We start from the raw sequence: 26,508 nt of genomic DNA, 5'->3' as shown, positions 1-26,508 counted from the left end.
AATGAAAAAACTTGTAATTCTTTTTGCCGGAGAAAAGCCTGGCTTTAGATATGAAAAAAAATTTGATTCTCTCTGTGCCTTTGAAAAAACTCTTGAATGGGCTTTTTCCGTTGAAAATTCGATAAAAACCGTAATTTTTACAAATAAAGAGAATTTTCCGTTTATAAGCGAATGTCTTCCTCAAAAAAAAGAGATTTTGCTTGTTCAGCACGAAGACTGGACGAATGCGCTTGTCGCAAAGGAAATTGCTTCTCAGTGCGCGCAAAATTCTGCTGATTTTGCAGTTTTTGCCTGGGCGGATTCTCCGTTTTTAAATAAAGAGCTTACAGATGAGCTCGCATTTTCCCATGTTCAGTACAAGGCTGAATATACTTTTGCCGACGGTTTTGCAAGTGGCTTTGCCCCGGAAATTATTGACAGGGGAGCGGCCGCGATAATTGCAAGTCTTGCGGAAAATTTTCAAAAATCAATTGGAGAAAAGCCTGCTTCCCGCGATGCGCTTTTTTCCATTATAAGTTCGGATATAAATTCTTTTGAAATAGAAACTGTTATTTCAGATAAAGATTATCGGATGCTGCGTTATAACTTTGAATGTTCTTCAAAATCTGGTTTTACTTCTTGTGTCCGTCTTTTTGAAGAAGCAAAAATGCAAAAAAAAGATTTTTTGACGCCAGATTTTAATGTTTACGAAATTTCTGATTTGGCAGAAAAAATGCCAGGAATCCAGCAGACATTGCCTGCTTATTACAATATTCAGATTTCAAATTCTTATAATACAAAAAGCCTTTACTGTCCTTACGGAAAACTTTTTTCTGACAAAAAAATGCCTTTTATGCAGCTAGATGAATTTAAAATTCTCGTAAAAAAAATTGCAGATTTTTCGGTTCAGGCAACAGTCGGACTTTCGCTTTTTGGCGAGCCGGTTTTAAATCCAGATTTTGTTGATTTTGCGCTTGAAGTTTTAAAATATCCTGAATTAAAGCTTTTTATCGAAACTGACGGACTTTGCCTTTCTGAAGAGCAGGCAAAAAAAATTGCAGAAGCTTCAAAAAATTCTTGCCGCATTGACTTTGCGGTTCAGCTTGACAGCGTTGATGAAAAAATGTACGAAAAAATGAATGGAATCTCGGGCTCAAATTTTCAAAAAGCCTTAAAAACTGTTTCAATGCTTTCTCAATTTTTTCCATCGCACGTTTATCCGCAGTTTACAAGAATGAATGAAAACGAAGAGCAGCTTGAAAGTTTTTATCGTTTTTGGAAAGAAAAAACTTCTCCTTCTGGCGGACAATTTGTGATTTTGAAATACGACAGCTGCGCGGGACTTTTGAGCGATGAAAAACCCGCAGACCTTTCTCCTCTAGAACGGAACGTTTGCTGGCATTTGAGGCGCGATATGAATATTCTTTCAGACGGAAGCGTTCCTTTGTGCAGATCAAGAATTTCGGAAATTGCCGGAAATGCAATTGGAGAGCCTTTTGAAAAAATTTGGGATTCAGTTCAGAAAGAAGTTTTGAACCACATGAATAAAAATTATTGCGAAAAATGCCGAGCCTGCGATGAATACTATACCTTTAATTTTTAACGAACGACAGATAAACCGAGCTGTGCTTGGAGGAAAAGATTCTCCTTCCGAAATAAAACTTCCGGCCGGGCTTTTGCTTTTAAATGGAAAAGGAAGCCAGTTTCGTTCTGCCATTTTGGAAAAACTGATAAAAATGGGTTTTGAGCAGATTGTTTCGGTCGAAAAAAATCATGAAAATTACAATATAAATGAACTTTCGCGCAAATTTCCGTCAGTAAAATTTGTAATTCCTTTGGAAAACGTAAACGAAGGCGAACTTATAAATATCGGAATGTCGGAATTTTCGTGCGAAAATGTTTTGGTTTTTCGCGACAATTTAAAAATCGAAGGCGAATTGATTTCTTCACGTGTTCTTGAAAAAATTGAGGACTTAAAGATTTTATGCGCCAGTCCACGGCTCACTTGCGGTTCAATTACAAATTTTCCTTTGATTTTTTCACCGACTGTAAAAGGTTCAACTTTTGATGTTTTTGCCTCATCTTCGATTTCTGACGGTTTAAAAACGCTTTATCCGCTTGATAACATCGGTATTTATAATAGAAAAAAATTTATTGAGCTCGGTGGTTTTGATTACACAATAAATTCTCTGCACTGGCAGACTCTGGACTTTTTTATGCGCGCCTGGCTTTGGGGCGAAAAAGTCTTAATTTCAACTTTGTACAGTTTTTCTTATGAAGATGATTTTCCTGTTGAAAATTTGACTGCGAACTTGTCCTACGGACGGTTTTTCTTAAAAAATTTGCTTCCGCGTTTTGACGAAGATCACGGAGTTATTCCAAAATCTTCATTTTTTGTATATCTTTTAAGGTCAGGATGCGGTTTAATTGAATCTTACAGACAGTTTTGCGATGCCCGGAATTGGGTTTCCAAAAACAAATACCGTTTTAAAATCGATGCAAAATATCTTGTAGAAAACTGGGGAAAAATAAAATGACGATTCTTGTTGTCCAATGCAGGCTTTCTTCCACCCGTCTTCCGGGAAAGGCTTTGCTGCCGCTCGGAAATTCAACTGTTCTTGACTGGACTCTTGCCGCTATGAAAAAAGTTCCAGCAGATGAATATTATCTTGCGACAGACAGCGAAAGTTGCGGACAGCTTGCTCCGGTTGCAAAGCGCAATGGTTTTAGTGTTTTTGAAGGTCCTCTCGAAGACGTTCTTGAACGTTTTTGCCTTTTGATAAAAAAAACTAAGGCAGATACGGTAATTCGTGCTACTGCGGACAATCCGTTTCTTTTTTATGATTGCGCAGTTTCTCTTCTTGAACAGTATAACCGCCGTTCTCAGACTGGAAAATGCGACTACATAACTTATACAGGGCTTCCGCATGGAAGCGGAGTTGAAATTTTTAGTGCAAAATCGCTTTTAAAAGCCGCTTCTTTGACAGAAGAGCCTTATGACCACGAACACGTCGGCCCGTCTCTCTACAATCATCCTGAAAATTTTACGAGTGTAATGCTTTCTTCACCTTCTCAGTGGAACAGACCGTCTTTAAGAACGACAATCGACACTCTTGCGGATTATCGCCGCGCCTGTACGGTTGTAAGAAATCTCGGCGGAAACGGGCCTTATACGAGTGAAGAAATTATTCATGCTTTTGAAGATGATTCTATAAAATTTCCTGTTTTGTGCGTTCCTTGCGTAAAAAAAGGAAAGGGAACAGGCCATTTGCGCCGCTGTCTTGCAATTGCCGTTTCAATCGGTGCAAATGTTTATATTCCAGATGATGCAGACCTTGAGGAAAAAGATGAAGTAATCGAGGCGGCAAAAAAAGATGGTTTTTCAGAAAGCCAGATAGTCAATTCTCTTCCGGAAAAAGACGAATACAGTCTCATTGTAACCGATGCCTTTGTCTTAGACCGGGAATTTGCGTTAAAACTTTCATCGCTTGCTCCTCTTGCTGCGATTGACGAAGGTTCTTTGAATACGGATTTGTGCGATTACCTTCTGGATATAATTCCTTCTTATGGACTTCAGCGCCCTGCAAATATTTCAGATCCGTCATATATAACTCTTCCAAAAAACAAACGCACGGAAAAACTTAAGAATACCGAAGACATAAAATCAATTCTTGTTACTGTCGGCGGTGAAGATCCTGCCGATTTAGTTGTTCCAGCTTCGGTTTCTTATGCAAAACTCGGTTACAAAGTTACGGCCATTGTTCAAAATCCTGAAGCTTCTGAAAAACGCGTTGAGCCTGAAATTTTAGACAAAATCACTTTTATAAAACCTGTGCACAATTTGCGCGAGCAGCTTTTTAATTACGATGTTGTCGTAACTCATTACGGATTTACTGCTTTTGAAGCGGTTGCCGCAGGCTGCGCAGTCGTCCTTCTTGGAACAACTCCTCTTCACGTAAATCTTGCTAGAAAATACGGATTTAAGTGTCTTTCGGCGCAGAACATAAACGAAATCGGCGCAGAATTTTCACTTTCTGATGTAAATGAGCTTTACCCTGAGGGGCATTTTGCCCGGCTTTCTCCAGAAAAAAATGATTTGGGAAAATTTGTCAGAATGCTTTCAAAGGGAAAAAGGCTGTTCTGCCCGATTTGCACGACTGATCATCTGACTTTTGAAGATCAGATTATTTGCCGGACAAACAAACGCACATTCCGCCGCTGCAATACTTGCGGAATGCTTTATATGTCTTATACGGCAGATTCAGAAAACACTTCTTACAACGAAAAGTATTTTTTTGAAAATTACAAAAAACAGTACGGAAAAACTTATCTTGAAGATTTTGAATCAATAAAAAGTCAGTGCGTAAGGCGAACAGGTGTGATTGACTATATTTTCCGAAATTCTCATAAACTTATTACTCCTGCGGTTCTTGACGTAGGCTGTGCTTTTGGTCCGTTTATGGATGCTGCAAACGATGCCGGATGGCAGGTTTTTGGAACAGATATTTCCGCCGAGGCCGTAAGTTATGTTCAGGAAAAGCTCCATTATCCTGCAACCTGCACCGCTTTTCCGGCTTTTGATGCTGCAGCCGAGTTTGGAATAAATGAGTTTGACGCCGTTACGATGTGGTATGTAATCGAGCATTTTCAAAATTTGGACAGCGTGCTCAAGGCTGTTTCAAAAATATTGAAAAAAGGCGGAGTTTTTGCATTCAGCACGCCTTCTGCAGGAGGCGTTTCCGGAAGGTTTAACACTCATTCGTTTTTCCAAAACAGCCCGGCTGATCACTATTCACTTTGGGAACCGAACCGCGTTTCTTCGATTTTAAAAAAATACGGATTTAAAATCGAAAAAATCCTGAGCACAGGCCATCATCCGGAACGATTTCCAAATCTTGCCGGTTCAAAACCAAACAGCCTCAAATGGGCTTTTTATACGGCTGCAAGCCACTTTTTTGGGCTTGGTGATACTTTTGAGGTTTATTGCCGGAAAGAACGCGATATTCAGCAGTAAAATTTAAAAACCGAATTTAAAAAGGAAAATTTTAAAAATGAACGAAAAAGCAGTAATCATACTTGGCGCAGGACTTATGCAAAAACCTGCAATCTGTGCTGCAAAGGAACTTGGTTTTAAGACAGTTGTTGCTGATGGAAATCCTGACGCAGTCTGCTCCAAAATGGCAGATATTTTTGAGCCTGTCGATTTAAAAGACAGGGACGGTTTGGTTCATCTTGCTGAAAAAATCAAAGAAAAAGGAATGATTATTGCCGGTGTTTTTACGGCTGGCACTGATTTTTCGGCAAATACAGCTTACGTTGCAGAGCATCTTGGTCTTTTTGGACACAGGTACGAATCTTGCCTGAACGCTTCCAATAAAGTCAGAATGCGCGAATGTTTTAAGAAAAATGGAGTTCCGAGTCCAGAATTTGAAGAAATTGATGAAAAACGTCTGGAAGAACTTTTGGTTCTTGCAAGAAATAACAAAATTGCTTTTCCAAAAGTTATAAAGCCTGTCGACAACATGGGAGGCCGTGGTTGCAGGCTTGTTCGCTCAGAAGAAGAATTAAAACCTGCGGTTTCTTGCGCAATAAATAACAGCCGCACAAGAAAAGCGATTTTTGAAGATTATATGGAAGGCGCAGAATTTAGCATTGACGCGCTCATTTACAATGGAACTTTTACGGTTACAGGTTTTGCCGACAGACACATCTATTATCCGCCGTATTTTATCGAAACCGGACATACAATGCCTTCTGTGGCCGATTCAAAAATCAAGAACGAACTTATTGCAACCTTTGCCCTTGGAGCAAAAGCCCTCGGTTTAACTCAGGGAGTCGCAAAGGCAGATATAAAATATACAAAAAACGGTCCTATGATTGGAGAAATCGCAGCCCGTCTTTCTGGCGGCTACATGAGCGGATGGACTTTTCCACTTTCTTCTGGCTGTTTTCTTACAAAAGAAGCGTTAAAAATATCTGTCGGAATGGAACCTGATTATATTTTAAGGAACCGCAAAAAAATTGAATGGAATCCGCACCAGTCCGTAAAAAACAGCGTTCAGCCGTTTGAGCTTTATGAGCTTGAGTCAAAAAATGTGAGCGCAGAGCGCGCGTGGCTTAGCATTCCCGGAAAAATAGCAGAAATTCGTGGCTTAAAAGAAACTTCGGAAGTTTGCGGGGTAGAGGAAGTTCTTCCACGGGCAAAAAATGGCGATGAAGTGAATTTTCCGCGCAACAACGTAGAAAAATGCGGAAACATAATCACAAAGGCTTCTGACAGAAAAAATGCCGAAAAAGCGGCTTATGACGCTTTGAATAAAATTACTTTAATTCTCGAAACAAACAATAAAAAGACCGAAGATTTTCTTGAAAAAATTGAACTGGCGGACGAAAAAGGTTTTCCACCTTCAGCATTTGATGTTGAACTCGACTGGTCAAAAATCTGCAATATTCCTGCAAATGCAAAAATAGCGGATTTTGTTCCGGTAGAAATAAAAAACGTTCAAAATCAGATTTGCGATTGGAATCATTGCTCATTTGCCCAGATCGTCGAAAAATTTGATTCAATTTTCCCTGACCACGAAGAGCTTGACGGAAAAAAATTCTGGAAGTCGGCTTTGCGAGGCTCAATTCAGGGCATGTTGTACACGGCAAAAAAAACAATAGACGGTAAAAAAAGTGAATAAAAATCATAAAATTTTTTCAGTTTTGTTCTTTATTTTTTTAATTCCTCTTTCTGCTCAAAGAAAAATGCTTAATCTTCTTGAAGAAAGCGCAAAATCAGGAATTACAGTTTATTGGGACAGCCTTTCTGAAAGCGGAATCCTCGAAAAAAACGGACATCAGGTTTCTTTTAGAAAAGGCGATGATTTTATTCTTGAAGATTACAAGAAACTTGTGCTTGTAGACAGTCCGGAGGTAACAGATGGTGCAGTTTTTGTAAGCCAGAATTTTTTGAATGAAGCGGAAAGTCTTTTTAAGACGGAAAATTCCCAAAATGGATTTAAAATCGGTGCAATTCTGATTGATCCCGGACATGGCGGAAAAGATCCAGGGGCGCAATTTACTCACATTGTCAACGGCAAAAAAATCACTGTAACAGAAAAAGAGATAAACCTTTCTGTCGGAAAAATGCTTTATTCACGCTTAAAAGCCGCATATCCCGACAAAAACATTCAGCTTACGCGTTCAAAAGATGTTTTTCTTTCGCTTTCGCAGCGTACTGAAATTGCAAATTCAATAAAACTTAAGGACAAGGAAGCGATTCTTTATGTTTCTGTTCATGTAAATGCTTCGCTCGACAAAAAAGCCTCTGGTTTTGAAGTCTGGTATCTTTCTCCAGGTTACAGGCGCACGGTTCTTGAAAAAGGCAGCATTGAAGACAATGATTTGTACACGGTTATGAATTCGATGATGGAAGAAGAATACACAACGGAAAGCATTTTGATTGCAAAATTCATAATGGACGGAATGCAGGCTCAGGTCGGAAATCTTTCTTCNNTCTGCCCGCGGAATCAAGGCTGAAGAGTGGTTCGTCGTCAGAAATTCAAATATGCCGGCAGTTCTTGTTGAGCTTGGTTTTCTTACGAACCAGAAAGAAGGACTTCTCTTAAAAGATGAATCTTACTTGCAGAAGCTTTCCCTTGGAATATATAATGGATTATCTGCTTTTGTAACGCATTTTGAGCGTTCAAGAGGATTTACAGGTTCGAAATGATGAAAAAAATTTCTTCACTTTTAAAAAACAACCGGAAAGTTCAGTTGATTTTTGTTCTTCTTGTTGTTTTTATTGTTTCTCTTTTCTTTTATTTGCTTAATTTCCGGGGCTTTAGGTATTCGTTTCGGTATAATATTGCCGGAAGCCAAAATCTTGTTTATGAAAATAGAAATGTTCCGGACGTAGAAGGCAGTTCAAAACTTACTCTTTATGTTGAAGAGCTGCTTTCAGGACCTATGTCGCAGCGTGCAAGGCCGTTCTTTCCGCTAGGCACACGCGTGATTTTTTGTTTTTTGCGTGAAGGAACATTGTTTTTAAACCTCTCTGAACAGGCGATTATGAATTTTTCGCCGGACGTAAATTTGCAAAATAGTTATGAACTTTTGCAGATGAATGTAAAGGCTAATTTTCCATCTGTAAAGAAAATAGAACTCTTTATTGATGGAAAATCCGTCTTTTTGGACGATAAAATCCAAGCGAAAAACAATTGACAAAAGCAATTGGTTATAGAATAATTATTGAATAACAAGGCTACATCAATCGAATATAAGGAGCTTCGAATGAAGAAAACTTTCGTTTTATCCGTTGCAGGAATGATGCTTTTGGGTGCATCTGTATTTGCAAAGGAATCAACACTTATCGATTTCACAACTCTTGATGCTGATATTACTATCAAAGCTCAGGACAGCGATGTTGAAATCCCTGAAAACAGCCGCACAATTATGGATTATGGTGTTGCAGCTGGTGCAACTTTTGACCAGGAGCAGAGAGATCTTATGAAGACTTCTTTGTACCTTGGAGATTGGGAAATCGTTCTCAACAGTTCGGCTCAGACTGTAGGTGCTCTCGCTAACTCTCAGGTTGTGCCTGCGCCTGTTCGTGAAAGTGCAAAAGTGCCATTTGCTGGAAAAAATGTAATGGGTGTACGCATAGTATTCCCATCTGGAGCATATAATGCAAATGCAAAAATTGTTCCTCCATTCGAAATTCCTGCTTATGAACCGCTTTCAACAGCAGATGCAAATGGCAACCGTCAGCCACAGACAGACGAAGAAAAAGCTTCTGGACGCACATTGTTCGAAGCTGACAGTGATGATTCTCCAGCTTACGGTGTTGTAAAAAATGTTGGAACAATCAAATCAATTGCTGTTACAACCTTGGGTATGAATTTTCCTCATGGACTTTACGTTCTTCTTGGAGATACAGATGGTGTAACTCGCCGTTACTTCATGGGATACCTCGGATTTGACGGTTGGAAGACTCTTACTTGGAACAACCCGGATTATATTTCTGAAGTACGTACACGCGAAATTCGCATTTATCCGATCTATCCACGTGGTCTTCCGTTTGTTAAGTTTGCTGGATTCCAGATTACACGCGATGCTTCTCACGTAGGTGATGACTTCATCGGTTATTTCAAAGATGTAAAAATTATTTACGACAAAGCAGAACTTACTTCTGAACGCGACATTGCTGACGAGGATCTTTGGGGAATCGTAACAAAGAAAGAATCTGCTCGTCAGAATTTTGAAATGAGCCGTTTTGGTAACAAGCAGGTTAACCGCTACCTTGAAAAATCTAAGATGGCAACAGAAGCTTCATTCTCATCTTCACTTGATGAAAATTCTACTTCTAATGCTCAGTCTAATGGTGGTCAGGCAGCAGATGCTAAATAAGTTTTCTAAATAAAGGAAACTTCTGGAAACCGTCCGTGTTTTTCGGGCGGTTTTTTTATGCTCAAAATTTCTTAATTTGCTTTTTTTTATTTTCAATGTTAAATTTTATCAATGAGCAAAATTACTTTTTCAATTCCGCACAAATACGAAATCAAAAAAATCTACGAGTCTTATAATCAGGTTCTTTCAGAAATAATGCAAAAAATTGAAGCAAAACTTAAAAAAACGATAAAGCTTGCTTCAATGCCAACTTATAAATCAAGAATAAAATCTTTTAATTCGTATTACAGAAAAATTTTACGTCTTAAGACTGACGAATTTTCTTTTCGAGGAAAACTTGTCGAACTGACCGATATGATTGGCATAAGAATTATTTGTGCCTTCATAGAAGATTTGCATGAAGTAGAGCAGCAGATTCGCAAAAATTTTACGGTTAAAGAAGTTGAATATAAAGGCAGCGGTGATAATTTTAGGGAATTTGGATATGAATCGATACATGTTTTGATTTCAATACCTGCCGACTGTATGCCTGATTCTAATTCTGAAAAAGTTCCTGACGGACTTGTCTGTGAAATTCAGATAAGGACGATTTTGCAGGATGCCTGGGCGGAAGTTGAGCACGAGCTTATCTATAAAACAGAATTTTCTCCGTTTGATATGCCTTTAAGAAGAAAACTTGCTTCTATAAATGCAAGTTTAAGTCTTGCGGATACGATCTTTCAGGAAATTCGTGATTATCAAAAAAAACTTCAGTTTGAAACGTCTGAGCGCAGGGAATCTTTTTACGAAAAAGTTGACGAAGCAACCGGAGAATTCTCTGAAGAAGAAAAATCTAAGCTAAAAAATGACACTAAAGAAATTGGAAAAGCAAGCCAGTTTGTCAGGGGAACGATTGATGATATGTTGCTTGACGCTATACATGCGCATAATAACGGCGAAATGCAGAAGGCAATCATAATTTATACCCAAATTCTTGAATCAAAGCCTGTTCCTGCGGATATTGTTCTTTCCGTAGTTTTTAAGCACCGAGGAATGGCTTATTTTGCTTCCAATGATTATAAAAATGCGCTAAAAGATTTTGAGTCAAGCGTAAAATATGATGAAAATGGTTTCCGCTCTTACTACTATATTGGAATAGTCTATACAGTTCTTTTAAAATACGAAAAAGCAATAGAAGCGTTTTCTAAATCTCTTGAAATAAATGAATTTCAATCTCATGCACGTTACAGACGGGCCGTCGCCTATTCAAAAATTGGAGAAGACGAAAAAGCCTTGGACGATTTGTCTGCTGCTGAAGCTATGGGGCTGGAACTTGCGGATGAAAAGCTTTTTAAAGAAAAACTTCTTAAAAAGCTCGATATTAGCATGTAAAATTGATTAGAAAAAAAATAAACAAAAAGTTATAAAAAATTCAAAAAAAGAACTTTTGAGGTATTGACGTAATTTTTATGCTTTGTTATTATCTAATAGTCAACTGCGTTGCAGATGATATAAACAAGTCTCCTTCGTCTAGTGGTTAGGACATCGGGTTTTCATCCCGACAACAGCAGTTCAATTCTGCTAGGAGATGTAAAAGCCTTGTAACTAAAAGTTGCAAGGCTTTTTTTTGCGCTTTTGTTTTTTTTAGGGGCGGAGCGATGGAAATTAACAAACGGTTTTCGGATAATGCAAGAGCGGAAATGCGCGCCCAGATAAAAAACGCTTCTGGAAATGAAGTTTTTTTTTCAGGGTTGATAAACGAAAGCGGAGTTGTGGTTTCTGTCAGTGTCGGTGCCAGAGGTTCTTTGAATTCTGTCCCGGTAAATTTTTCGCAAAAGAGAAACTGTTCTGTCCTTATTCATAACCATCCTTCTGGAAATCTCAATCCTTCTGACGCGGATCTTATGGTTGCTTCAGAATGCTCTGAAAATGCCCAGGGATTTTACATAATAAACAACGAAGTTTCTGAAGTTTATGTTGTAATGGAACCAGTTCTACCTCGTGTTATAAAAAAGTTAAATTCTGAAAAAGTTGCCTTTTATCTTTCGAAAAACGGTCCTCTAGCTAAAAAATCTACAGACTATGAGGAGCGCCCTGTTCAACTTGAGCTTGTAAGAAAAATCGTAAGCGCGCTAAACGGCAACAAAATTGGTATTTTTGAAGCGGGAACTGGCGTCGGAAAATCTTTTTCTTATCTTATTCCTTCGATGCTTTGGGCTGTCGAAAACAAGGAAAGAGTAGTTGTTTCAACAGGAACTATAAATCTTCAGCAGCAATTGATTGAAAAAGATATTCCTGCGGCAGAAAAAATCATAGGAAAAAAAATAAAGGCAGTTCTTGTAAAAGGCCGGCAGAATTATTTGTGTTTGCGCCGACTTGATGAAACTGAAAAAGAGCGCGATTTATTCAATGAAGAACAGGAAATTTTTGATAAAATTTTTGAGTGGTCAAAAAATACACCGACTGGAAGCCGGAGCGACCTTTCTTTTATGCCTTCGGAAAATGTTTGGCAGAAGGTAAACTCGGAAGCGGATGCCTGCATGGGGATGAAATGTCCGTTTCGGGAAAAATGCTTTGTGATGAAGGTTCGCAAAGAGGCTGCCGATGCGAATATTCTTGTTGTAAACCACCATATTTTATTTGCAGATATTGAATCCCGGCTTGAAGGAGCAGGCTTTGAAGATACCGCTGTTTTGCCGCCTTATAAGCGCATTGTTTTTGACGAAGCTCACGGAATTGAGGATGCCGCAACCTCTTTTTTTAGCAATCAGATAAACCGTTTTAAAATTCAAAAACAGCTTAATCTTTTATACAGGACAAGGAGAGGTGTTGCCGCTGGCTTTTTATTCACGCTTCTTTCTCTTTCTTTTTCAGAAGAAAATTCGGACTCTCTGATTGAAAGCGTAAATCAAATAAAAGTCGCTTTGAACGGGCTTGAAGATGCCGGACTTGCGCTTTTAGAGCACGAATACACTCTAAGGCTTTTTAAGAATACTCAGACTCAGTTTGTGAACGTTCTTCATTCAATGTCGGTTTTGCAAAAGCATATTGTGGATTTTACAGGAAATGTCCGCAAGCTTTTTGACTGTATTCCAGAAGAAGCAAAAGACAGCCCTGTTTTGTACGAAACAAAAAGCGTTTTGAGAAGACTTGAAGATTCTGCGGTTGTTCTTGGCAGTTTTTTGTCATGGAACGAACATCCGGATTTTGTATATTGGATTCAAAAATCAAAGCTTAGTTCGGCAGTTGCAAAAAATATTGAAAATCCTTATTACGTTCAGTTTGTTCAAACTCCGCTTGATATTTCGCAGACGATGAATAAAGGTGTTTTTGAGCCCATGGACAGCGTTGTCTGTACTTCTGCCACGCTGAGCATAGGAAAATCTTTTAATTACTGGAAAAAGCGCTCAGGAGTTTTTTTTGCTGAAGAAGAGCGTATTTTAGAAGGGGATTTTCCTTCGCCTTTTCCTTATAAAACGAATGTTCTGTTTGCAGTTGCGAGGGACGCTCCTTTTCCGGAAAATGCCTTTGAATATCAGCGTTATATTGAAGATTCAATTGTCCGTTTGATTCGTGCGGCTGGCGGGAAAACGCTGGTTTTGTTTACTTCTTACGAATCTTTGAAACACGCTTGCGATATAGCCCGTAATGCGCTCAGACTTTCGGGGATAAAAATTTTAAAGCAGGGAGATGATGACAGATTCCGGCTTTTAAAAATCTTTAGAGAAGATAAGCCGAGTGTTCTTTTTGCAACAGATTCGTTTTGGGAAGGTGTTGATGTTCCCGGCGACAGCCTGTCTCAGGTAATTATTGCAAAATTGCCGTTCGGTGTTCCTAATAATCCTGTTTTTGCAGCAAAGTCGGAAATGATACAGCAGAGAGGCGGAAGTTCTTTTATGGAATTGTCTGTTCCTGATGCTGTTATAAAATTTAGGCAGGGATTTGGACGCTTGATGCGCAGAAATTCTGATAAAGGTGCAATCGTTGTTTTAGATAAAAGAATCGTAGAAAAGCAGTACGGAAAGATCTTTACTTCGAGTGTTCCTGAAACAAAAAAAATGTATGACTCTGTAGAAAATATAGCGCAAGCTGTCGCAGCCCTTATTGATTAGTTGACTTGATTGAATTTTTATTTGCTTGAATGATTTTGCAATGCGTTTGTATGCAAAAAAAATCCCGCAAAACCGTGTACTTTGGTCTGCGGGGGTTATATGGTCGCTATAAGAAATTTATTTTCTAAAATCTTTAGGACGACGTTTTGTGAGTTTGCATTTTGAACACTCAGCTACGTTGCGGAGTCTTCCGTTTTCGTACAAAGTTTTCATTACAATTTCGCCACCACATTCAGGGCATTCAAATTTCTGTGTTGCAACTGTTGTACGAGAGTTCTTACTAGCACCAGCCATGACTATCCTCCAAAAAATATTCGAATATGTTCAAATAGTATAATAAATTAGAAACTCTGTGTCAAGATTTAAAAAACATATAGTGAAAAAACTTTAAAATAAAACTCTAATTTGATATATTGATACGAATTAACAAAAAATCCATATTGACTATAAATCGTTCGTTTGTTAATATTTATAAAGTTTTTATTTGGGGGTGCCTCCTTTGGCTGGAAAAAAATCATCTGCAGAAAAAAGATATGCACAGAGCGAAGTTCGTCGCTTGCACAACAAAGCAATTAAAAGTGAAGTTCGTACTTATGCAAGACAGTTTGTAGAAGCTGTTCAGGCTAAAGACGAAAAGCTTGCTAAGGAAAGACTTACAACTTTAGTATCTAAGCTTGACTCTGCACGTAGTAAGGGTGTCCTTACACGCAATGCTGTTTCTCGCAAAAAGTCACGCATGGCGAAACTTTTTAACGTTTCATTTGCTGAAGCTCCTGCAAAATAATTTGGCATTCTCTATGCCTAAAAACCTGATGGCGTAAAGTTTACGCTTGCGTCATCAGGAATTTTTTTTTCTGAAAATGTTGTGAGGTAAATAAATGTCTGCTAAAAAAGTAACAAAATATGATTTAGTTGAATCTGTTTACCAAAAAGCGCAATGCGAAAAAAAAATCGTCCAGGATGTTGTAGAACAACTTTTGGATGAATTAAAAAATGCCTTAAAGGAAGGCAATACAATTGAACTTCGTGGTTTTGGAACTTTTGAACCTCGCTTGAGAAAAGGTCGTTCAAAAGCCCGCAATCCAAAAACAGGAGAGCAGCTTACCGTTGCGCCGCATTTTGTGGCTGCGTTTAGGGCTGGACAGGAATTAAAAAAATCCCTTTGGGATCTTCCTGTTTTTGAATCTTCGGCTACTGTTGAGTAAAAAAAGGAAGATGAGCCTTGATTCAGGTAGTCGCTTCTGTTCTTTTATCATCTTTCTTAAAATTCCTTTCACATCCTAATTTTATTTTTAAAAACGGGCTTTTTTTGTTAGCTTGGTTTTATTATATTCCTTTTTTATTTATAATTCCAAAATTTAGCTTGAAAAAATCTGCTTTGGCAGGCTTTGCCTATGGTTTTATCAGTTATTTTCTTTTTTGTTTTTGGCTTATTCGTTACGATGTGTTTGCGGCTTTAGGTGTTTATTCTCTTTTTGGAATTTATTGGGCTATAATTTTTGCTCTTTTGCAATTTTTTTCAAAAACAAGGAAATATGCTTTTATTTTTAATATTCTGATTCTTTTTTTTGCAGAATTCCTTTTTACAAAAGGATATTTTGCCTTTGGATACGGAGTTTCTGCTTATACTCAGTGGAAAATTCCTGTTTTAACAAGAGCTGTCCGATATACAAAAATTTGGGGACTGGATTTTTTAATTATTTTCTTTAACTGTATTGTTGTTGCGAATGTTTCTTATGTCATAAAATACAGACGTTTTAATTTTGTGCAGGCTGGTGGAGCGCTGTTTTTTGCAGTTCTTTTTATTCAGCATATTTTTATAGGTTTTTTTGTTGAAGAAACAGAGCCTTCTTCAACTTTGAAGACGGTTTTAATTCAAAATAATGCGGAGCCAAGAAAAGATGGAATTGAGCAGTATAAAAAAGAAATTGAAAGCTTAAAACGGCTTACAGATAAGGCTCTTATGCAGCATCCTGACATTCAGATTGTTGTTTGGCCGGAAACCAGCGTTGTTGTTGATGTGGTTTCTGCTTTTGATAAAAAATTGCGTTTTGGACGCGAAGATGAGCGTTCTGAGATGGCGATTGACCTTTTTGATTACATAAATTCAAAAAAATGCGACTTTATTCTTGGAACGAGTTTTAAAAATTATAACAGCGCTCTTTTGTTTTCCCCAATAAAGCCAATTGTTAATTCAAGACAGACAGTGCTTCCAAACTGGCAGGTTTACAAAAAAAATCATCTTGTGCCTTTTTCTGAAGATTTTCCGTTGAAAGGATTTTTTCCTGAGTATTACCAGCAGAGCGTAATAAGCGGCCGTTATTGGCTTGAAGGTGAAAAAATGAAGCTGTTAAAGTTTAGAGAAATTTTAATCGGAACTCCAATTTGCTTTGAAGATACTTTTTCTGAAGTCGGCGAAAAAATGGCAAAAATGGGGGCGGAGCTTTTTATCAGCCTTTCAAATGATTCCTGGAGTTATAGCGGAGCTTGTCAGATGCAGCATCTTGCGGCCGCAAGCTTTTGTTCAATGGAAAATGGAATTCCGATGATTCGTTCTTCAAACAGCGGTCAAACCTGCTATATCGACGGTTTTGGCAAAGTGAAGAAAATGATAAATCCTTTTTCTGAAAATTTTCTGTATTGCGAAGTTGAAATAAATAAGGTAAAATAGTAGATATGTCGCAAAATATTGAACTGAATAAAAGAGTTGAAAAAGAAGGAAATCAGAAAAAAAATCTGACTGTTTTTGGTCAGGAAACAGAATTTGACGGAGAACTCGAGTTTACTGACAATCTTGTGATTACAGGAAAATTCAGCGGAAAAATAAATGCGACCGGAGATTTAGAAATTGACAAAACCGCACTTTGCGATGTGGAGTCAATCAAAGTAAATTCTCTTGTGATTTCTGGAAAAGTAAAAGGCAATATAGAAGCAAAAGAACGTGTCGAAATGTGTTCTGGAAGCAGTGTTTTTGGTGATGTTGTGACTGGAAGAATAAGGATTGCTGACAATGTAGATTTTGAAGGCAGTGTTACGATGTTGCAGAATCCTCCAGATGTTGATATTTTTTCTGTTGCCTCTGACGAATTTAAACAGGCTTTGCTTATAAAATCAGATTTGCCTCATTAAAACAGCAATTTGGAGTCTTTTGATTAAAAAATAAATCTTATTGACTTTTTTATTGCTAGAATAATATAATAAGTAATCAATTCTTTTAACGAAAAATCCTTGAAAAGTTTTTAGTTTTTTTAACCGTTTTTAATAATTTTACAGATGGATATTTTTAATTTAAAAAGTCTGTAGATAATTTATAAAATTTTACAGTTTTTATTATTTTTTTTATGGAGAATTAAAATGGCATTGATTAAGCGCCGTTTTTTGGACAAATCCGAAGACTTGAAAAATGATAATGAGGATGTTCAAAATCAGCTGGAGTTGGATATTCAGCCAGAATCTTTTGAAAGTCCGGCATCAGTTCAGGAAGAATCTGTTGCAGAACCGGAAGTTAACGAAGCTGAAGAAGATTGTTCGTTAGAAGATGAGCCTGAGAATCCTGCTTCCGAAGAATCTTCTGTTGCGACGGAAACAGAAGAAAATCCTTCAGAAACGGAAGGGCGCCGGACTCGAGTTGTTATAAAACCGCGGAGAAGGGTTGTAGTTTCAAAAACAGATGGTGAACGAGCCGAAAGAACAGAACGCGCTTATAACAATCGCCAGCATATCAACGGCAATAACAGAAGAACTTCCTACAGAGAAAGAATTGCTGCAAGAAACGCCGCCAGAGACGAAGCGACAGCCGCTGCCCAGATAATTGAAAATCCTGAAGAATACGAATCAAAACCACGTCTTTTAATCAATGACCTTACAAAAATGAGCATGCCGGAATTGCGTTCTATGGCAATTCAATACGGCTGTGCCGAAGAAGATATTCCTTCAATGAAAAAGCAGGAAGTTATTTTTAATATTCTTAAAGCGCATACAGAACATGGCGGACTTATCTTTGCTTCTGGTGCTCTTGAAATTCTTCCTGACGGCTACGGATTTTTGCGTTCTCCGCAGAACAGTTATCTTCCTGGACCGGATGATATTTATATTAGTCCGAGCCAGATTCGTCTTTTTAATCTTAAAACCGGCGACACTGTTTACGGACAGACCCGTTCTCCAAAAGAAGGTGAACGTTTTTTTGCACTTTTAAGAATCGAAACCGTAAATTTTGATGAACCTCGCGTAGCACAGACGCGTGTTCCATTCGAAAATCTGACTCCGCTTTATCCAAATGAAAAATTGCGTTTGGAAACTGTAAGCGATGAATATTCTGGTAGAATTGTTGATTTGTTTGCTCCAATTGGGAAAGGCCAGCGTCTTTTGATTGTTGCTCCTCCAAAAGCCGGAAAAACAATTCTTATGCAGAAAATTGCAAACGCAATAATTCAGAATAACCCGGAAGTTTATTTAATTGTGCTTCTTATTGATGAGCGTCCGGAAGAAGTTACAGACATGGAGCGCGCAATCAAGGGAGAAGTTATTTCTTCAACGTTTGATGAGCAGGCTACACGTCACGTTCAGGTTGCAGAGATGGTTCTTGAAAAGGCAAAACGTCTTGTAGAGCATAAACGCGATGTAGTAATTCTTTTGGACTCAATCACTCGTCTTGCACGTGCATACAATATTACAGTTCCAACTTCCGGAAAAGTTTTGTCTGGCGGTGTTGATTCTAATGCTTTGCATAAGCCTAAGCGGTTTTTTGGCGCTGCCCGCAATATAGAAGAGGGCGGTTCTTTGACGATTGTTTCTACGGCTCTCATTGAAACAGGAAGCCGCATGGATGAGGTTATCTTTGAAGAATTTAAAGGAACTGGAAACTCTGAAATTAACCTTGACCGCAAGCTTGCAGAAAGAAGACTGTTTCCTGCAATCAATATTAAAAAATCTGGAACCCGTAAAGAAGAGCTTTTGCTTACAGAAGACGAGCTTCAGAAAATTTGGATTTTGCGCAAAGTTATTGCGCCAATGGAAGACATTGAGATTACTGAACTTATTTTGCAGCAAATGAAAAAAAGCAAGGATAATAAAGCTTTTCTTGCGGCAATGAATACAGGCTCTGCGGCTATAAATTAGGCTGACTTGGTATTGACTAAAGCTTTGCAAAAAATGTAAAATTAAAAATACGCTTGTGGTATTAACTTGTTTCCTAACAGTGATGGAATGATAGAAACGCTTTTTTTTATTTTGCGTAAGCTAGTGGTGACTGGGGTTGCTTTAATACCGGGCAAGCAGTAAAGGAGATAAAAAATGAGAGCTGGTATTCATCCTGAATACAAAATGACAAAAATTACATGCCAGTGTGGCAATGTAATCGAAACACGTTCAACAGTACAGAACATTCATGTTGAAATTTGTTCTGCCTGCCATCCATTCTACACAGGAAAACAAAAACTTGTAGATACAGCAGGACGTATCGAAAGATTCAACAAACGTTTTGGTCTTACAAACAAAGAATCAAAGTAAGAAAATTTGTCTGATTGAAAGAATCCACTTCTTTTTGAGGTGGATTTTTTTTGTTTGAATGAATTTTGCGTTAGGGGGTGCAGCGGCGGGGAAGCCGTTAAAATTGCAGTTTTGTTTTGCGAAACTGCAATTTTAATGAAGCAAAAGGCGGAACCGCGAAACACCCGGCGGCGTAAGCCGGAACGCCCTGCTTTTTATTTAAAATAATGAGATTTTCCAGCAGCGGTGTGGTTTTTTGCCGTTGAAATCTTCTGGAATTGTCTGGACTGTTATGTCTTGAATCTGGAGTTTGAGTTCTGGAAGTTTTTGACGCAGCTCTTCTTCGCTGAACGAGAGGCGGCGGCTGTTTGTTGAAAAATAAAGAGTGCCTTTTGGTTTTAGAATTTTGAGGCATTTTTCGCAGAGAGCGAGCCAGTCGCGGTTTATGTCCAGCACATTTTGCGTAGCCTTTGAATTTGAGAAAGTTGGCGGGTCGAGGATTATTGTGTCGTAGCGGTTTGTTCCCTGTTCGTTTGGAACTTCCGCATTTTTTTGATTTAAAAAGCCTGTTGCATCTTGTCGTGTGTAAAAGTATTTTGCATTGTCTGTAAAGCCGTTTAATGCCATATTTTCTTTTGCCCATAAAATATATGTGTTGCTTAAATCGACGCTTTCGATGCGGCTTGCCCTTCCTTCTGCCGCATAAACTGAAAAACTTCCTGTGTAGCAGAAAAGGTTTAGTACGGATTTGCCTTGAACTGTCTGTCGTACAAGGTTTCGTAAAGGACGGTGGTCTAAAAAAAGACCTGTATCGAGGTATTCGCTTAGGTTGATTTTAAAAAGCTGGCCGCATTCTTGTGTCGTTCCTTCGATTTTATTTTGAGTTTCCAGTTTTTCGTATTGGCTGTCGCCTTTTTGCTTTTTTCGGAGTTTTTTTATGATATGGCACTGCGGAATCTGTAAAACTTTTGCGGCTGATTCTGCCATTGAGTCAAGCCATTTTTCTTCTTCAGATTCGTCTTTTTCGTATGGGCGCTCGTAAAGATAGAGATGGAGATAAGTGCGCATTTTTGTTTCTGAGATTGCGTTTTGGTCGTTTGACGAAATGTTTAGGTCGTTTTCGCGGAGAAAGAAAGCGCATCCTGTTTTGTCGGAAATTTCGTCCGGCAGAAACTCGTAGATGTCGGCTGCAAGAGGAATTTCCGGAATGTCCTTGTCGTAAAGGCGGTAGCAGCTTATTCTGTTTTTGCGCGCCCATTTTTTTAAAAGCTTGTATTTTTTTGAAAGGCGGTTTGCAAAAAGTTCTGCCTGATATTGAAGTTTTTTCTGTGTATTATCGTTATTTTGCATAAATAAAAAATATATCCGAAAAACTTGAAAAAATACATAGCATAATTGCGTTAAAGTTGAAACAAAGTGCAATAAACAGTATAATTTTCAGAGTTTTTCTTAAAACTGCGTTTTTAAGTTGTTAAATACAATGAATTAAAAATTGACGGCATCTTTAGAATTTCTGCCTTTTATGTGGTTCTTTTTGCAGATGCTGGTAAATTACTTTTTTCAAATTTTTTAGTGTTGGCATTATGAATTATTCAGAATTAAATTTAAACGAAAGCCTTTTTAGAGGAATTGACGAAGCCGGTTATGTAGAATGTACACCGGTTCAAAAACAGGTGCTTGAAGTTTCGCTCGATGGAAGCGATCTTTATGTTCAGTCTCAGACTGGAACTGGAAAAACGGCTGCTTTTCTTGTGACAATTATGCAGCAGCTTTTGAGCGGCGGAAAAAACGAAGGCAAAAAAGCGCTCGTAATGGTTCCGACGAGGGAGCTTGCTGTTCAGGTTGAAGAAGAAGCCAAAAAGCTCGGAAAATTTTCTGGTCTTGAAACTGCTTCTTTTTATGGTGGAGTTGGTTACGAAAATCAGATTGACGAACTTAAAAAGGGTGTTGATATTATTGTCGGAACTCCAGGCCGTATAATTGATTTGCACGAATCAAAAAAAATGGACTTGAACAGTGTTGCCTATCTTGCAATTGACGAAGCTGACAGAATGTTTGACATGGGGTTTTATCCAGATTTGCGAAAAATCGTAAGATTTTTACCAGGCTCTGACATTCGCCAGACAATGCTTTTCTCTGCAACTTTGAATTCTTATGTAAAAAACCTTGCCTGGGAATATACGAAAGACGCAAAAGAAATCGTAATCGAGGCAGAAAATATTACGGTTGATGAAATCGATCAGGAGCTTATTCATGTTGCGAGCGATGACAAAATTCCTCTTTTGCTTGGAATTTTGCAGAAAGAAAATCCTGAAAGCCTGATTATTTTCTGCAATACAAAAAAAATGTGCGAAATTCTTTCAAAACGCCTGAAATTGAACGGCGTTAAAAATGAATTTATAATCGGAGATTTGCCGCAGAGCCGCCGTCTTAAGATTATGGATAATTTTAAAGACGGAAAAATAAAATGTCTTATTGCGACCGATGTTGCGGCGCGCGGAATTGACGTGAACGACCTTGCGATGGTTGTAAACTTTGATTTGCCTAACGAAGCGGAAAATTATGTTCACAGAATTGGACGTACCGCTCGTGCCGGAAAAAGCGGAAAAGCCTACAGTTTCTGTTCTGAGCAGGACGTTTATTCTTTAATGCCGATTGAGCGTTATATCGAAAAACAGATTCCTTCAAGACTTGCAGATAAGGAAGAATTTGTTGAAGATAAGAGCCGCAATGTTTATATAAAACTTGATTCTGAAAAAAAACGGGAAGAACGCGAGCAAAAACAAAAATCATTCTCAAGGCGCTCAGAAAGAAAGCAAGATGGAAAATCGGCAGGAAGATACGAAAAAAATGTGAATTCAAAATCTTCTGCAAAACGCCGCTCAACCGATGAAGAGCTTGCAAAATTGAGCGAAATGACTGCTGATGAAAGAATGAAATATTACAAGGAAAAATATTCAAGCTTTTCAAAAACAGGCAGTTCTTTTTCGGAAAATAAAAAATCGTCGGCATCGAAGAATTCTTTGAAAAATGCCGGTTCTTCTAAAAACGGGAAATCTGGCAAAAACGCGAAAAATAATTTTTCAAAAAACAGCGGAAAAAAATCGCCTCAAAAGCAGAATTTTAACGGACAAAATAAAAAGCCTGCTTCAAAAGTAAGTTCAAAAAATAATAAAAAAGTTGGAATTTTTGATAGAATTAAGAAATTCTTTTCAAAATAGCAGAATAAGTAAAAAATAACCAAATCAACTTTTAAAAGGGAGAAAATAAATGATTACAGTTTCGGACGTAAGCCTTCATTTTAGTGAAAAACCGCTTTTTAAAGACGTAAATTTAAAATTTACGGCAGGAAACTGCTACGGAATTATCGGTGCAAACGGCGCAGGAAAATCGACTTTCTTAAAAGTTCTTTCCGGTGAGCAGGACCGCGATTCCGGCGAAATTATCATAACTCCTGGAGAACGCATGGCCGTTCTAAAACAGGACCACTTTGCATTTGACAGTTACAGTGTAAAAGAAACTGTGATGATGGGGTATCCAAAACTTTATGAAGTTTCTAAGGCCCGCGATGAAATTTATGCGAAAGAAGATTTTACCGAAGAAGATGGAATAAAATCGGCAGAACTCGAGGCTCAGTTTGGAGAACTCGGCGGTTACGAATCAGAAAACCAGATTGAGCAGATGCTTTCTGGCCTCGGTCTTGAAGAAAAATATCATGATAAAATGATGAGCGAGCTTGATGAATCTCAGAAAGTCCGTGTTCTCTTGGCCCAGGCTCTTTTTGGAAATCCTGACATTCTTGTCCTTGACGAACCGACGAACGGTCTTGACCTTGAGTCAATTAGCTGGCTTGAAGACTTTTTGCTTGATTTTGAGAACGTTGTAATCGTTGTAAGCCACGACCGCCACTTTTTGAATACTGTTTGTACAGTTATTTGCGATATTGACTACGGAAAAATTACTCAGTTTGCCGGAAACTATGACTTTTGGTACCAGATGAGCCAAATTCTTCAGAAGCAGGCAAAGGATCAGAAGCGTAAAAACGAAGAAAAAGCAAAGGATTTGAAAGAATTTATCCAGAGATTCGCTTCAAATGCCGCAAAATCTCGTCAGGCAACCAGCCGCAAGAAAATTCTCGAAAAACTTGAACTTGATGACCTTCCTGTTACAAGCCGCAAATTTCCGTTTGTACAGTTCAAACCTGACCGTGAAATCGGAAACAATGTTCTTGAATGCCGCAAACTCAATTCAAAAGACGAAGATGGAGTTCAACTTTTGAACGACTTTAGTCTTATTGTAAACCGCACTGACAAGATTGCATTTGTCGGAGTTGAGCACAACGCTGTTTCTTCACTGTTCGACATAATTTCTGGTGAAAAAAAGGCAGAAAACGGAGAGTATTTCTGGGGACAGACGACAAGCTGTTCTTATTTGGCACGTGATAATAACCAGTTTTTCAATAATGACTACAATATTACCGAATGGTTAAAACAGTTCTCAAAAGAGCAGGACGATGCTTATGTCCGTGGATTCTTGGGAAGAATGCTTTTTTCTGGCGATGAATCGCTTAAAAAAGTGAAGGTTCTTTCCGGAGGCGAAAAAGTCCGATGCATGCTTTCAAAATTGATGCTTGCCGGTTCAAATATCCTTATTATGGACGACCCGACAAATCATCTTGACCTTGAAGCAATTGAAAGCTTAAACCGTGCGCTTGTTGATTTTCCGGGGGTAATTCTCTTTACAAGTCACGACCACGAATTCATTTCTACAATTGCAAATCGCATAGTCGAAATTACACCGAAAGGCGTAATTGACCGTATGATGCCGTTTGATGATTACATGGCAGACGAGCAGATTCGTGCAATGCGTGCAGAATATTATAAAGATTCAGACAGAAAAATTAAATTCTAATTTTTCAATTTTTAGAATTCGAATGTTTTTGCTGCGCAAAAAAAATAAAAAGTTTTGCGTGGCGAAAAAAAAGTAAAAAATAAAAAAAATTTGGAAAATTGGAAATTTGCTATTGACCAAAAATATCAATTTAGGTATAGTATTATACATCAACGCCGCAGTAGCTCAGTTGGTAGAGCGCCGGACTGAAAATCCGTATGTCGTTGGTTCGATTCCAACCTGTGGCAAAGGCTTCTGGTAAATTCAGAAGCCTTTTTTGTTTTAAATTTTTAAAATAAAATTATTTGTAAGATATTATTTTTGCGTTACAATTCTATAAGTCGGACGATTGTTTCGTTCAGCTTTTGTTTTTGAAATTAAGTTGTTTGTTTTTTATCAGGAGGATAGTTCAATGAAAAAAATAAAATTTTGGGGATCGGTTGCGATTTTTACACTTCTTTCTACATCAGTTTTTGCCTTAAAAATCGAGGATATTACAAAAGATTGGGTTGATAATTTTAATTCGCAGGCAGATGAAATTAGCAATGGTTTTGATGATTTTTCAAAACAGCTTGCCGCTGCGGTTCCTCAGGCTGCAACTCAGCAGAATGTTTGGTCTGACGCTTATATCGGCCAGTTGATTTCGCTTCCGCCTAATCTTGGTGGAGGAGTAAATATTGGTTTTACTCACATTGATACAAGCGGATTAAAGCAGGCTATCGAAGCTTTGCAGCTTGACGACATTGACATTAAGAGCAGCTATTATTTCCCGGTTTTTACGGCTGATCTTCGTATTGGCGGAATTTTGCTTCCTTTCGATTTTGACATTGCTGTTATGAAAACTGGAAAAATGAGCACTTCACAGTTCGGTGCAGACTTGGATGTTGATTTGCTTACAGTCGGAATGGACGTGCGTTATGCTCTCTTTAAGGGCGGACTTGTAATGCCAAAAATCAGTGTAGGTGCAGGTTATTTCTATAATCAGGGAACTTTTGGAGTTTCTTCGGATTATGCGAAGGCAAATGTTGATTACAAAGTTCACACAATGTATTTCCAGGCTCAGGTTTCTAAAAAATTCCTTTTTGTAACCCCGTTTGTTGGTTTGAGAGGGCTTGTTTCTAAAGCGGACAATACTTGGGACTGGGCTTATAGCGGATCTTATGCAGAACAGATTGAAAGTGTAGCTGGAACACTTGGAGCAAAGGTTAAAGACAACGGTTCTTATAAGACAGATTCGTTTGACTTTAATGCAATTCAGCCTCAGATTTTTGCAGGTGTAGGCGTAAATTTCTTTGTCCTCGACTTTACTCTTAGTATTACTGCCGACTTGCGCCATATTACAGATGACGGCTTGTGGTCAGGAGCTGCAAGTTTAAGGCTTTCTCTGTAGTTTTTTAAGTGGATTTTAAAATTGAGCCGGTTGAATTTTCAGCCGGCTTTTTTCTTGTCTAAAAAAAAAAACTGTGTCATAATAACACGATGAGCATAAGAATTGTTTTTGCTGGTGGCGGAACAGGCGGACATATTTACCCTGGACTTGCCGTTGCCGATGAATTAAAGAAAATTGCAAAGAAAAATAATCTTAAAATAAAAATTTACTGGTTCGGAAATTCTTCCGGAATGGACAGAACCCTTGTCGAAAAAAGCGGAAGTGCCGACAGGTTTTGCGCAGTTCCTTCCGGTAAACTCCGGCGATATTTTTCAATAAAAAACTTTTTTGATGTTTTTAAAATTATCGCGGGAATTGCGGTTTCTTTTTTCAGGCTTTTATTTATTCGTCCGGCTGTTGTTTTTTCTAAAGGCGGATATGTTTCTGTTCCTCCTTGTTTTGCCGCGCGAATTTTGCGGATTCCTGTTTTTACGCATGAATGTGATTTTACACCAGGACTTGCAACAAAAATAAATTCGCGCTTTGCTTCAAAAATTCTGGTTTCTTATCCAGAAACTGTAAAATTTATTCCAAAGAGCAAGCAGAGCCTTGCCGTTGTGACTGGAAATCCTGTTCGCCCTGTATTTTATGAAGCTGATGCACAGAAAGGACGGAAATTTCTTTTTGAAGGAAAGAATGCGGATTTAAAAAAGCCTGTTCTTCTTGTGCTCGGTGGAAGTCTTGGCGCTCATCAGTTGAATGAACTTGTTGTAGAAAATTTGGCCTGGCTGACAGAGCATTTTAACGTAGTTCATCAATGTGGTTCAAAAGATGCAAGTTTTGTTCCTGCTCAAACGGACAGTTATTTTCCTTATCCGTTTATTTATGAGCAGATGCCGGACGTTATTGCTTGTGCGGACGTTATTCTTTCGAGGGCAGGGGCAAATACTGTCTGGGAAAGCGCTGTTGAAAAAAAGCCTTCTGTTCTTATTCCGTTATGTGGAAATGGAACTCGAGGTGATCAAGTTGACAATGCAAATTTCTTTAAGGAGCGTGGAGCTGCTTTTGTATTGACTGGAAACGAAGCTATTTTTGAAAATTTAAAAAATTGTCTTGAAAAACTCTTGGATAAAAAAGAAAGAGATTTGATGTCTAAAAAAATGGCAGAACTTGTATCTGGAAAAAGAGCTTCCTTAAAAATTGCTGAATTGATTTTAAAAAATATTGAAAAATATGGAGATATGATAAAAATTACAAGGAAGTAATTTTTATCAGCATAGTTTGCTCAAGCGTTGCTTT

22 protein-coding genes and 2 tRNA genes are annotated in these 26,508 nt (G+C 38.2%); 22 read left to right on the top strand and 2 right to left on the bottom strand.

Going from position 1 to position 26,508, the window contains the following annotated elements:
• Nucleotide 1: 1 nt before the first annotated feature.
• The 11 genes from B3Y13_RS07215 (at nucleotide 2) to B3Y13_RS07165 (ending at nucleotide 13,463) form a co-directional block, all read left to right on the top strand.
• The gene (locus tag B3Y13_RS07215; RefSeq protein ID WP_296693627.1) at nucleotides 2-1,582 is read left to right on the top strand and encodes a spiro-SPASM protein; all 1,581 of its coding nucleotides are present in this window, start codon (nucleotides 2-4) and stop codon (nucleotides 1,580-1,582) included.
• Nucleotides 1,557-2,516 carry a hypothetical protein gene (locus tag B3Y13_RS07210; RefSeq protein WP_296019870.1) on the top strand — a complete coding sequence of 320 codons (960 nt, stop codon included), beginning with the start codon at nucleotides 1,557-1,559 and terminating at the stop codon, nucleotides 2,514-2,516. Before B3Y13_RS07215 ends, B3Y13_RS07210 begins: the two co-directional genes overlap by 26 nt.
• Nucleotides 2,513-4,993: a cytidylyltransferase domain-containing protein gene (locus tag B3Y13_RS07205; RefSeq protein ID WP_296668251.1), complete on the top strand. Its 2,481-nt coding sequence runs from the start codon at nucleotides 2,513-2,515 to the stop codon at nucleotides 4,991-4,993. Before B3Y13_RS07210 ends, B3Y13_RS07205 begins: the two co-directional genes overlap by 4 nt.
• Nucleotides 4,994-5,030: 37 nt before the next feature.
• The gene (locus tag B3Y13_RS07200) at nucleotides 5,031-6,665 is read left to right on the top strand and encodes an ATP-grasp domain-containing protein (protein ID WP_296693625.1); all 1,635 of its coding nucleotides are present in this window, start codon (nucleotides 5,031-5,033) and stop codon (nucleotides 6,663-6,665) included.
• Between the two features lie 64 nt (nucleotides 6,666-6,729).
• Complete coding sequence (locus tag B3Y13_RS07195) at nucleotides 6,730-7,503, top strand: N-acetylmuramoyl-L-alanine amidase (protein ID WP_422664328.1); 774 nt, start codon at nucleotides 6,730-6,732, stop codon at nucleotides 7,501-7,503.
• 28 nt (nucleotides 7,504-7,531) lie between these two features.
• Entirely contained in the window at nucleotides 7,532-7,696 is a 165-nt protein-coding gene (locus B3Y13_RS07190) for an N-acetylmuramoyl-L-alanine amidase (RefSeq protein WP_296693619.1), read from the top strand.
• Entirely contained in the window at nucleotides 7,693-8,187 is a 495-nt protein-coding gene (locus tag B3Y13_RS07185) for a GerMN domain-containing protein (RefSeq protein ID WP_296019858.1), read from the top strand. The genes B3Y13_RS07190 and B3Y13_RS07185 overlap by 4 nt, the downstream gene beginning before the upstream one ends.
• A 69-nt stretch (nucleotides 8,188-8,256) precedes the next feature.
• On the top strand, nucleotides 8,257-9,372 hold the full coding sequence (locus B3Y13_RS07180; RefSeq protein WP_296019855.1) for a flagellar filament outer layer protein FlaA: 1,116 nt from the start codon (nucleotides 8,257-8,259) through the stop codon (nucleotides 9,370-9,372).
• Between the two features lie 111 nt (nucleotides 9,373-9,483).
• Nucleotides 9,484-10,743, top strand: a complete 1,260-nt coding sequence (locus B3Y13_RS07175; protein WP_296693616.1) for a (p)ppGpp synthetase — start codon at nucleotides 9,484-9,486, stop codon at nucleotides 10,741-10,743.
• Nucleotides 10,744-10,870: 127 nt separating this feature from the next.
• Nucleotides 10,871-10,942 (top strand) — tRNA-Glu (locus tag B3Y13_RS07170).
• A 67-nt stretch (nucleotides 10,943-11,009) separates the two neighbouring features.
• A complete protein-coding gene (locus tag B3Y13_RS07165; RefSeq protein WP_296693613.1) occupies nucleotides 11,010-13,463 on the top strand; it encodes a helicase C-terminal domain-containing protein in 2,454 nt (817 codons plus the stop codon).
• Nucleotides 13,464-13,580: 117 nt separating this feature from the next.
• On the opposite strand, the gene B3Y13_RS07160 is transcribed toward B3Y13_RS07165, so the two are convergent.
• A complete protein-coding gene (locus B3Y13_RS07160; protein WP_143592590.1) occupies nucleotides 13,581-13,757 on the bottom strand; it encodes a hypothetical protein in 177 nt (58 codons plus the stop codon).
• A gap of 205 nt (nucleotides 13,758-13,962) precedes the next feature.
• Between B3Y13_RS07160 and rpsT the strand changes: the two genes are divergently transcribed.
• From rpsT to rpmE, 6 genes are all read left to right on the top strand, one after another.
• Complete coding sequence (gene rpsT, locus B3Y13_RS07155) at nucleotides 13,963-14,247, top strand: 30S ribosomal protein S20 (RefSeq protein ID WP_296019848.1); 285 nt, start codon at nucleotides 13,963-13,965, stop codon at nucleotides 14,245-14,247.
• A gap of 94 nt (nucleotides 14,248-14,341) precedes the next feature.
• Nucleotides 14,342-14,668 (top strand): HU family DNA-binding protein, encoded by a 327-nt coding sequence (locus B3Y13_RS07150; protein ID WP_296019845.1) that lies wholly within the window; start codon nucleotides 14,342-14,344, stop codon nucleotides 14,666-14,668.
• Between the two features lie 17 nt (nucleotides 14,669-14,685).
• Complete coding sequence (lnt, locus tag B3Y13_RS07145; protein WP_296693611.1) at nucleotides 14,686-16,134, top strand: apolipoprotein N-acyltransferase; 1,449 nt, start codon at nucleotides 14,686-14,688, stop codon at nucleotides 16,132-16,134.
• Nucleotides 16,135-16,139: 5 nt separating this feature from the next.
• Entirely contained in the window at nucleotides 16,140-16,592 is a 453-nt protein-coding gene (locus B3Y13_RS07140) for a bactofilin family protein (RefSeq protein ID WP_296667449.1), read from the top strand.
• Nucleotides 16,593-16,817: 225 nt separating this feature from the next.
• A complete protein-coding gene (gene rho, locus B3Y13_RS07135; RefSeq protein ID WP_296693608.1) occupies nucleotides 16,818-18,581 on the top strand; it encodes a transcription termination factor Rho in 1,764 nt (587 codons plus the stop codon).
• 174 nt (nucleotides 18,582-18,755) lie between these two features.
• A complete protein-coding gene (gene rpmE / locus B3Y13_RS07130) occupies nucleotides 18,756-18,971 on the top strand; it encodes a 50S ribosomal protein L31 (RefSeq protein WP_078930325.1) in 216 nt (71 codons plus the stop codon).
• Between the two features lie 198 nt (nucleotides 18,972-19,169).
• Here rpmE and B3Y13_RS07125 read toward each other — a convergent pair whose 3' ends face one another.
• Entirely contained in the window at nucleotides 19,170-20,300 is a 1,131-nt protein-coding gene (locus B3Y13_RS07125) for a class I SAM-dependent methyltransferase (protein WP_296693604.1), read from the bottom strand.
• 233 nt (nucleotides 20,301-20,533) lie between these two features.
• On the opposite strand from B3Y13_RS07125, the gene B3Y13_RS07120 reads away from it, so the two are divergent.
• The 5 genes from B3Y13_RS07120 to murG all read left to right on the top strand — a co-directional run bounded on the left by B3Y13_RS07120 (nucleotide 20,534) and on the right by murG (nucleotide 26,474).
• Nucleotides 20,534-22,171: a DEAD/DEAH box helicase gene (locus tag B3Y13_RS07120; protein WP_296693602.1), complete on the top strand. Its 1,638-nt coding sequence runs from the start codon at nucleotides 20,534-20,536 to the stop codon at nucleotides 22,169-22,171.
• Nucleotides 22,172-22,220: 49 nt separating this feature from the next.
• The gene (locus tag B3Y13_RS07115; RefSeq protein ID WP_296693599.1) at nucleotides 22,221-23,861 is read left to right on the top strand and encodes an ABC-F family ATP-binding cassette domain-containing protein; all 1,641 of its coding nucleotides are present in this window, start codon (nucleotides 22,221-22,223) and stop codon (nucleotides 23,859-23,861) included.
• Nucleotides 23,862-24,015: 154 nt separating this feature from the next.
• A tRNA-Phe gene (locus tag B3Y13_RS07110) sits at nucleotides 24,016-24,088 on the top strand.
• Nucleotides 24,089-24,252: 164 nt separating this feature from the next.
• Nucleotides 24,253-25,230 (top strand): hypothetical protein, encoded by a 978-nt coding sequence (locus B3Y13_RS07105; RefSeq protein ID WP_296667458.1) that lies wholly within the window; start codon nucleotides 24,253-24,255, stop codon nucleotides 25,228-25,230.
• 89 nt (nucleotides 25,231-25,319) lie between these two features.
• Nucleotides 25,320-26,474: an undecaprenyldiphospho-muramoylpentapeptide beta-N-acetylglucosaminyltransferase gene (gene murG / locus B3Y13_RS07100; RefSeq protein WP_296667459.1), complete on the top strand. Its 1,155-nt coding sequence runs from the start codon at nucleotides 25,320-25,322 to the stop codon at nucleotides 26,472-26,474.
• Nucleotides 26,475-26,508 lie beyond the last annotated feature (34 nt).

Origin of the sequence: Treponema sp. UBA7567 (assembly GCF_002476655.1) — a bacterium.
Classification (GTDB): domain Bacteria; phylum Spirochaetota; class Spirochaetia; order Treponematales; family Treponemataceae; genus Treponema_D.
The sequence above is the reverse complement of the archived record's forward strand: the minus strand, read 5'-3'. Positions and strand labels throughout refer to the sequence as shown.

Excerpts from the sequence above, each read along its gene's own strand:
- B3Y13_RS07215 (WP_296693627.1), top strand. The coding sequence starts at position 2 with ATGAAAAAACTTGTAATTCTTTTTGCCGGAGAAAAGCCTGGCTTTAGA.
- B3Y13_RS07210 (WP_296019870.1), top strand. The coding sequence starts at position 1,557 with ATGAATACTATACCTTTAATTTTTAACGAACGACAGATAAACCGAGCT.
- B3Y13_RS07205 (WP_296668251.1), top strand. The coding sequence starts at position 2,513 with ATGACGATTCTTGTTGTCCAATGCAGGCTTTCTTCCACCCGTCTTCCG.
- B3Y13_RS07200 (WP_296693625.1), top strand. The coding sequence starts at position 5,031 with ATGAACGAAAAAGCAGTAATCATACTTGGCGCAGGACTTATGCAAAAA.
- B3Y13_RS07190 (WP_296693619.1), top strand. The coding sequence starts at position 7,532 with ATGCCGGCAGTTCTTGTTGAGCTTGGTTTTCTTACGAACCAGAAAGAA.
- B3Y13_RS07185 (WP_296019858.1), top strand. The coding sequence starts at position 7,693 with ATGATGAAAAAAATTTCTTCACTTTTAAAAAACAACCGGAAAGTTCAG.
- B3Y13_RS07180 (WP_296019855.1), top strand. The coding sequence starts at position 8,257 with ATGAAGAAAACTTTCGTTTTATCCGTTGCAGGAATGATGCTTTTGGGT.
- B3Y13_RS07175 (WP_296693616.1), top strand. The coding sequence starts at position 9,484 with ATGAGCAAAATTACTTTTTCAATTCCGCACAAATACGAAATCAAAAAA.
- B3Y13_RS07165 (WP_296693613.1), top strand. The coding sequence starts at position 11,010 with ATGGAAATTAACAAACGGTTTTCGGATAATGCAAGAGCGGAAATGCGC.
- B3Y13_RS07160 (WP_143592590.1), bottom strand. The coding sequence starts at position 13,757 with ATGGCTGGTGCTAGTAAGAACTCTCGTACAACAGTTGCAACACAGAAA.
- B3Y13_RS07150 (WP_296019845.1), top strand. The coding sequence starts at position 14,342 with ATGTCTGCTAAAAAAGTAACAAAATATGATTTAGTTGAATCTGTTTAC.
- B3Y13_RS07140 (WP_296667449.1), top strand. The coding sequence starts at position 16,140 with ATGTCGCAAAATATTGAACTGAATAAAAGAGTTGAAAAAGAAGGAAAT.
- rho (WP_296693608.1), top strand. The coding sequence starts at position 16,818 with ATGGCATTGATTAAGCGCCGTTTTTTGGACAAATCCGAAGACTTGAAA.
- rpmE (WP_078930325.1), top strand. The coding sequence starts at position 18,756 with ATGAGAGCTGGTATTCATCCTGAATACAAAATGACAAAAATTACATGC.
- B3Y13_RS07125 (WP_296693604.1), bottom strand. The coding sequence starts at position 20,300 with ATGCAAAATAACGATAATACACAGAAAAAACTTCAATATCAGGCAGAA.
- B3Y13_RS07120 (WP_296693602.1), top strand. The coding sequence starts at position 20,534 with ATGAATTATTCAGAATTAAATTTAAACGAAAGCCTTTTTAGAGGAATT.
- B3Y13_RS07115 (WP_296693599.1), top strand. The coding sequence starts at position 22,221 with ATGATTACAGTTTCGGACGTAAGCCTTCATTTTAGTGAAAAACCGCTT.
- B3Y13_RS07105 (WP_296667458.1), top strand. The coding sequence starts at position 24,253 with ATGAAAAAAATAAAATTTTGGGGATCGGTTGCGATTTTTACACTTCTT.
- murG (WP_296667459.1), top strand. The coding sequence starts at position 25,320 with ATGAGCATAAGAATTGTTTTTGCTGGTGGCGGAACAGGCGGACATATT.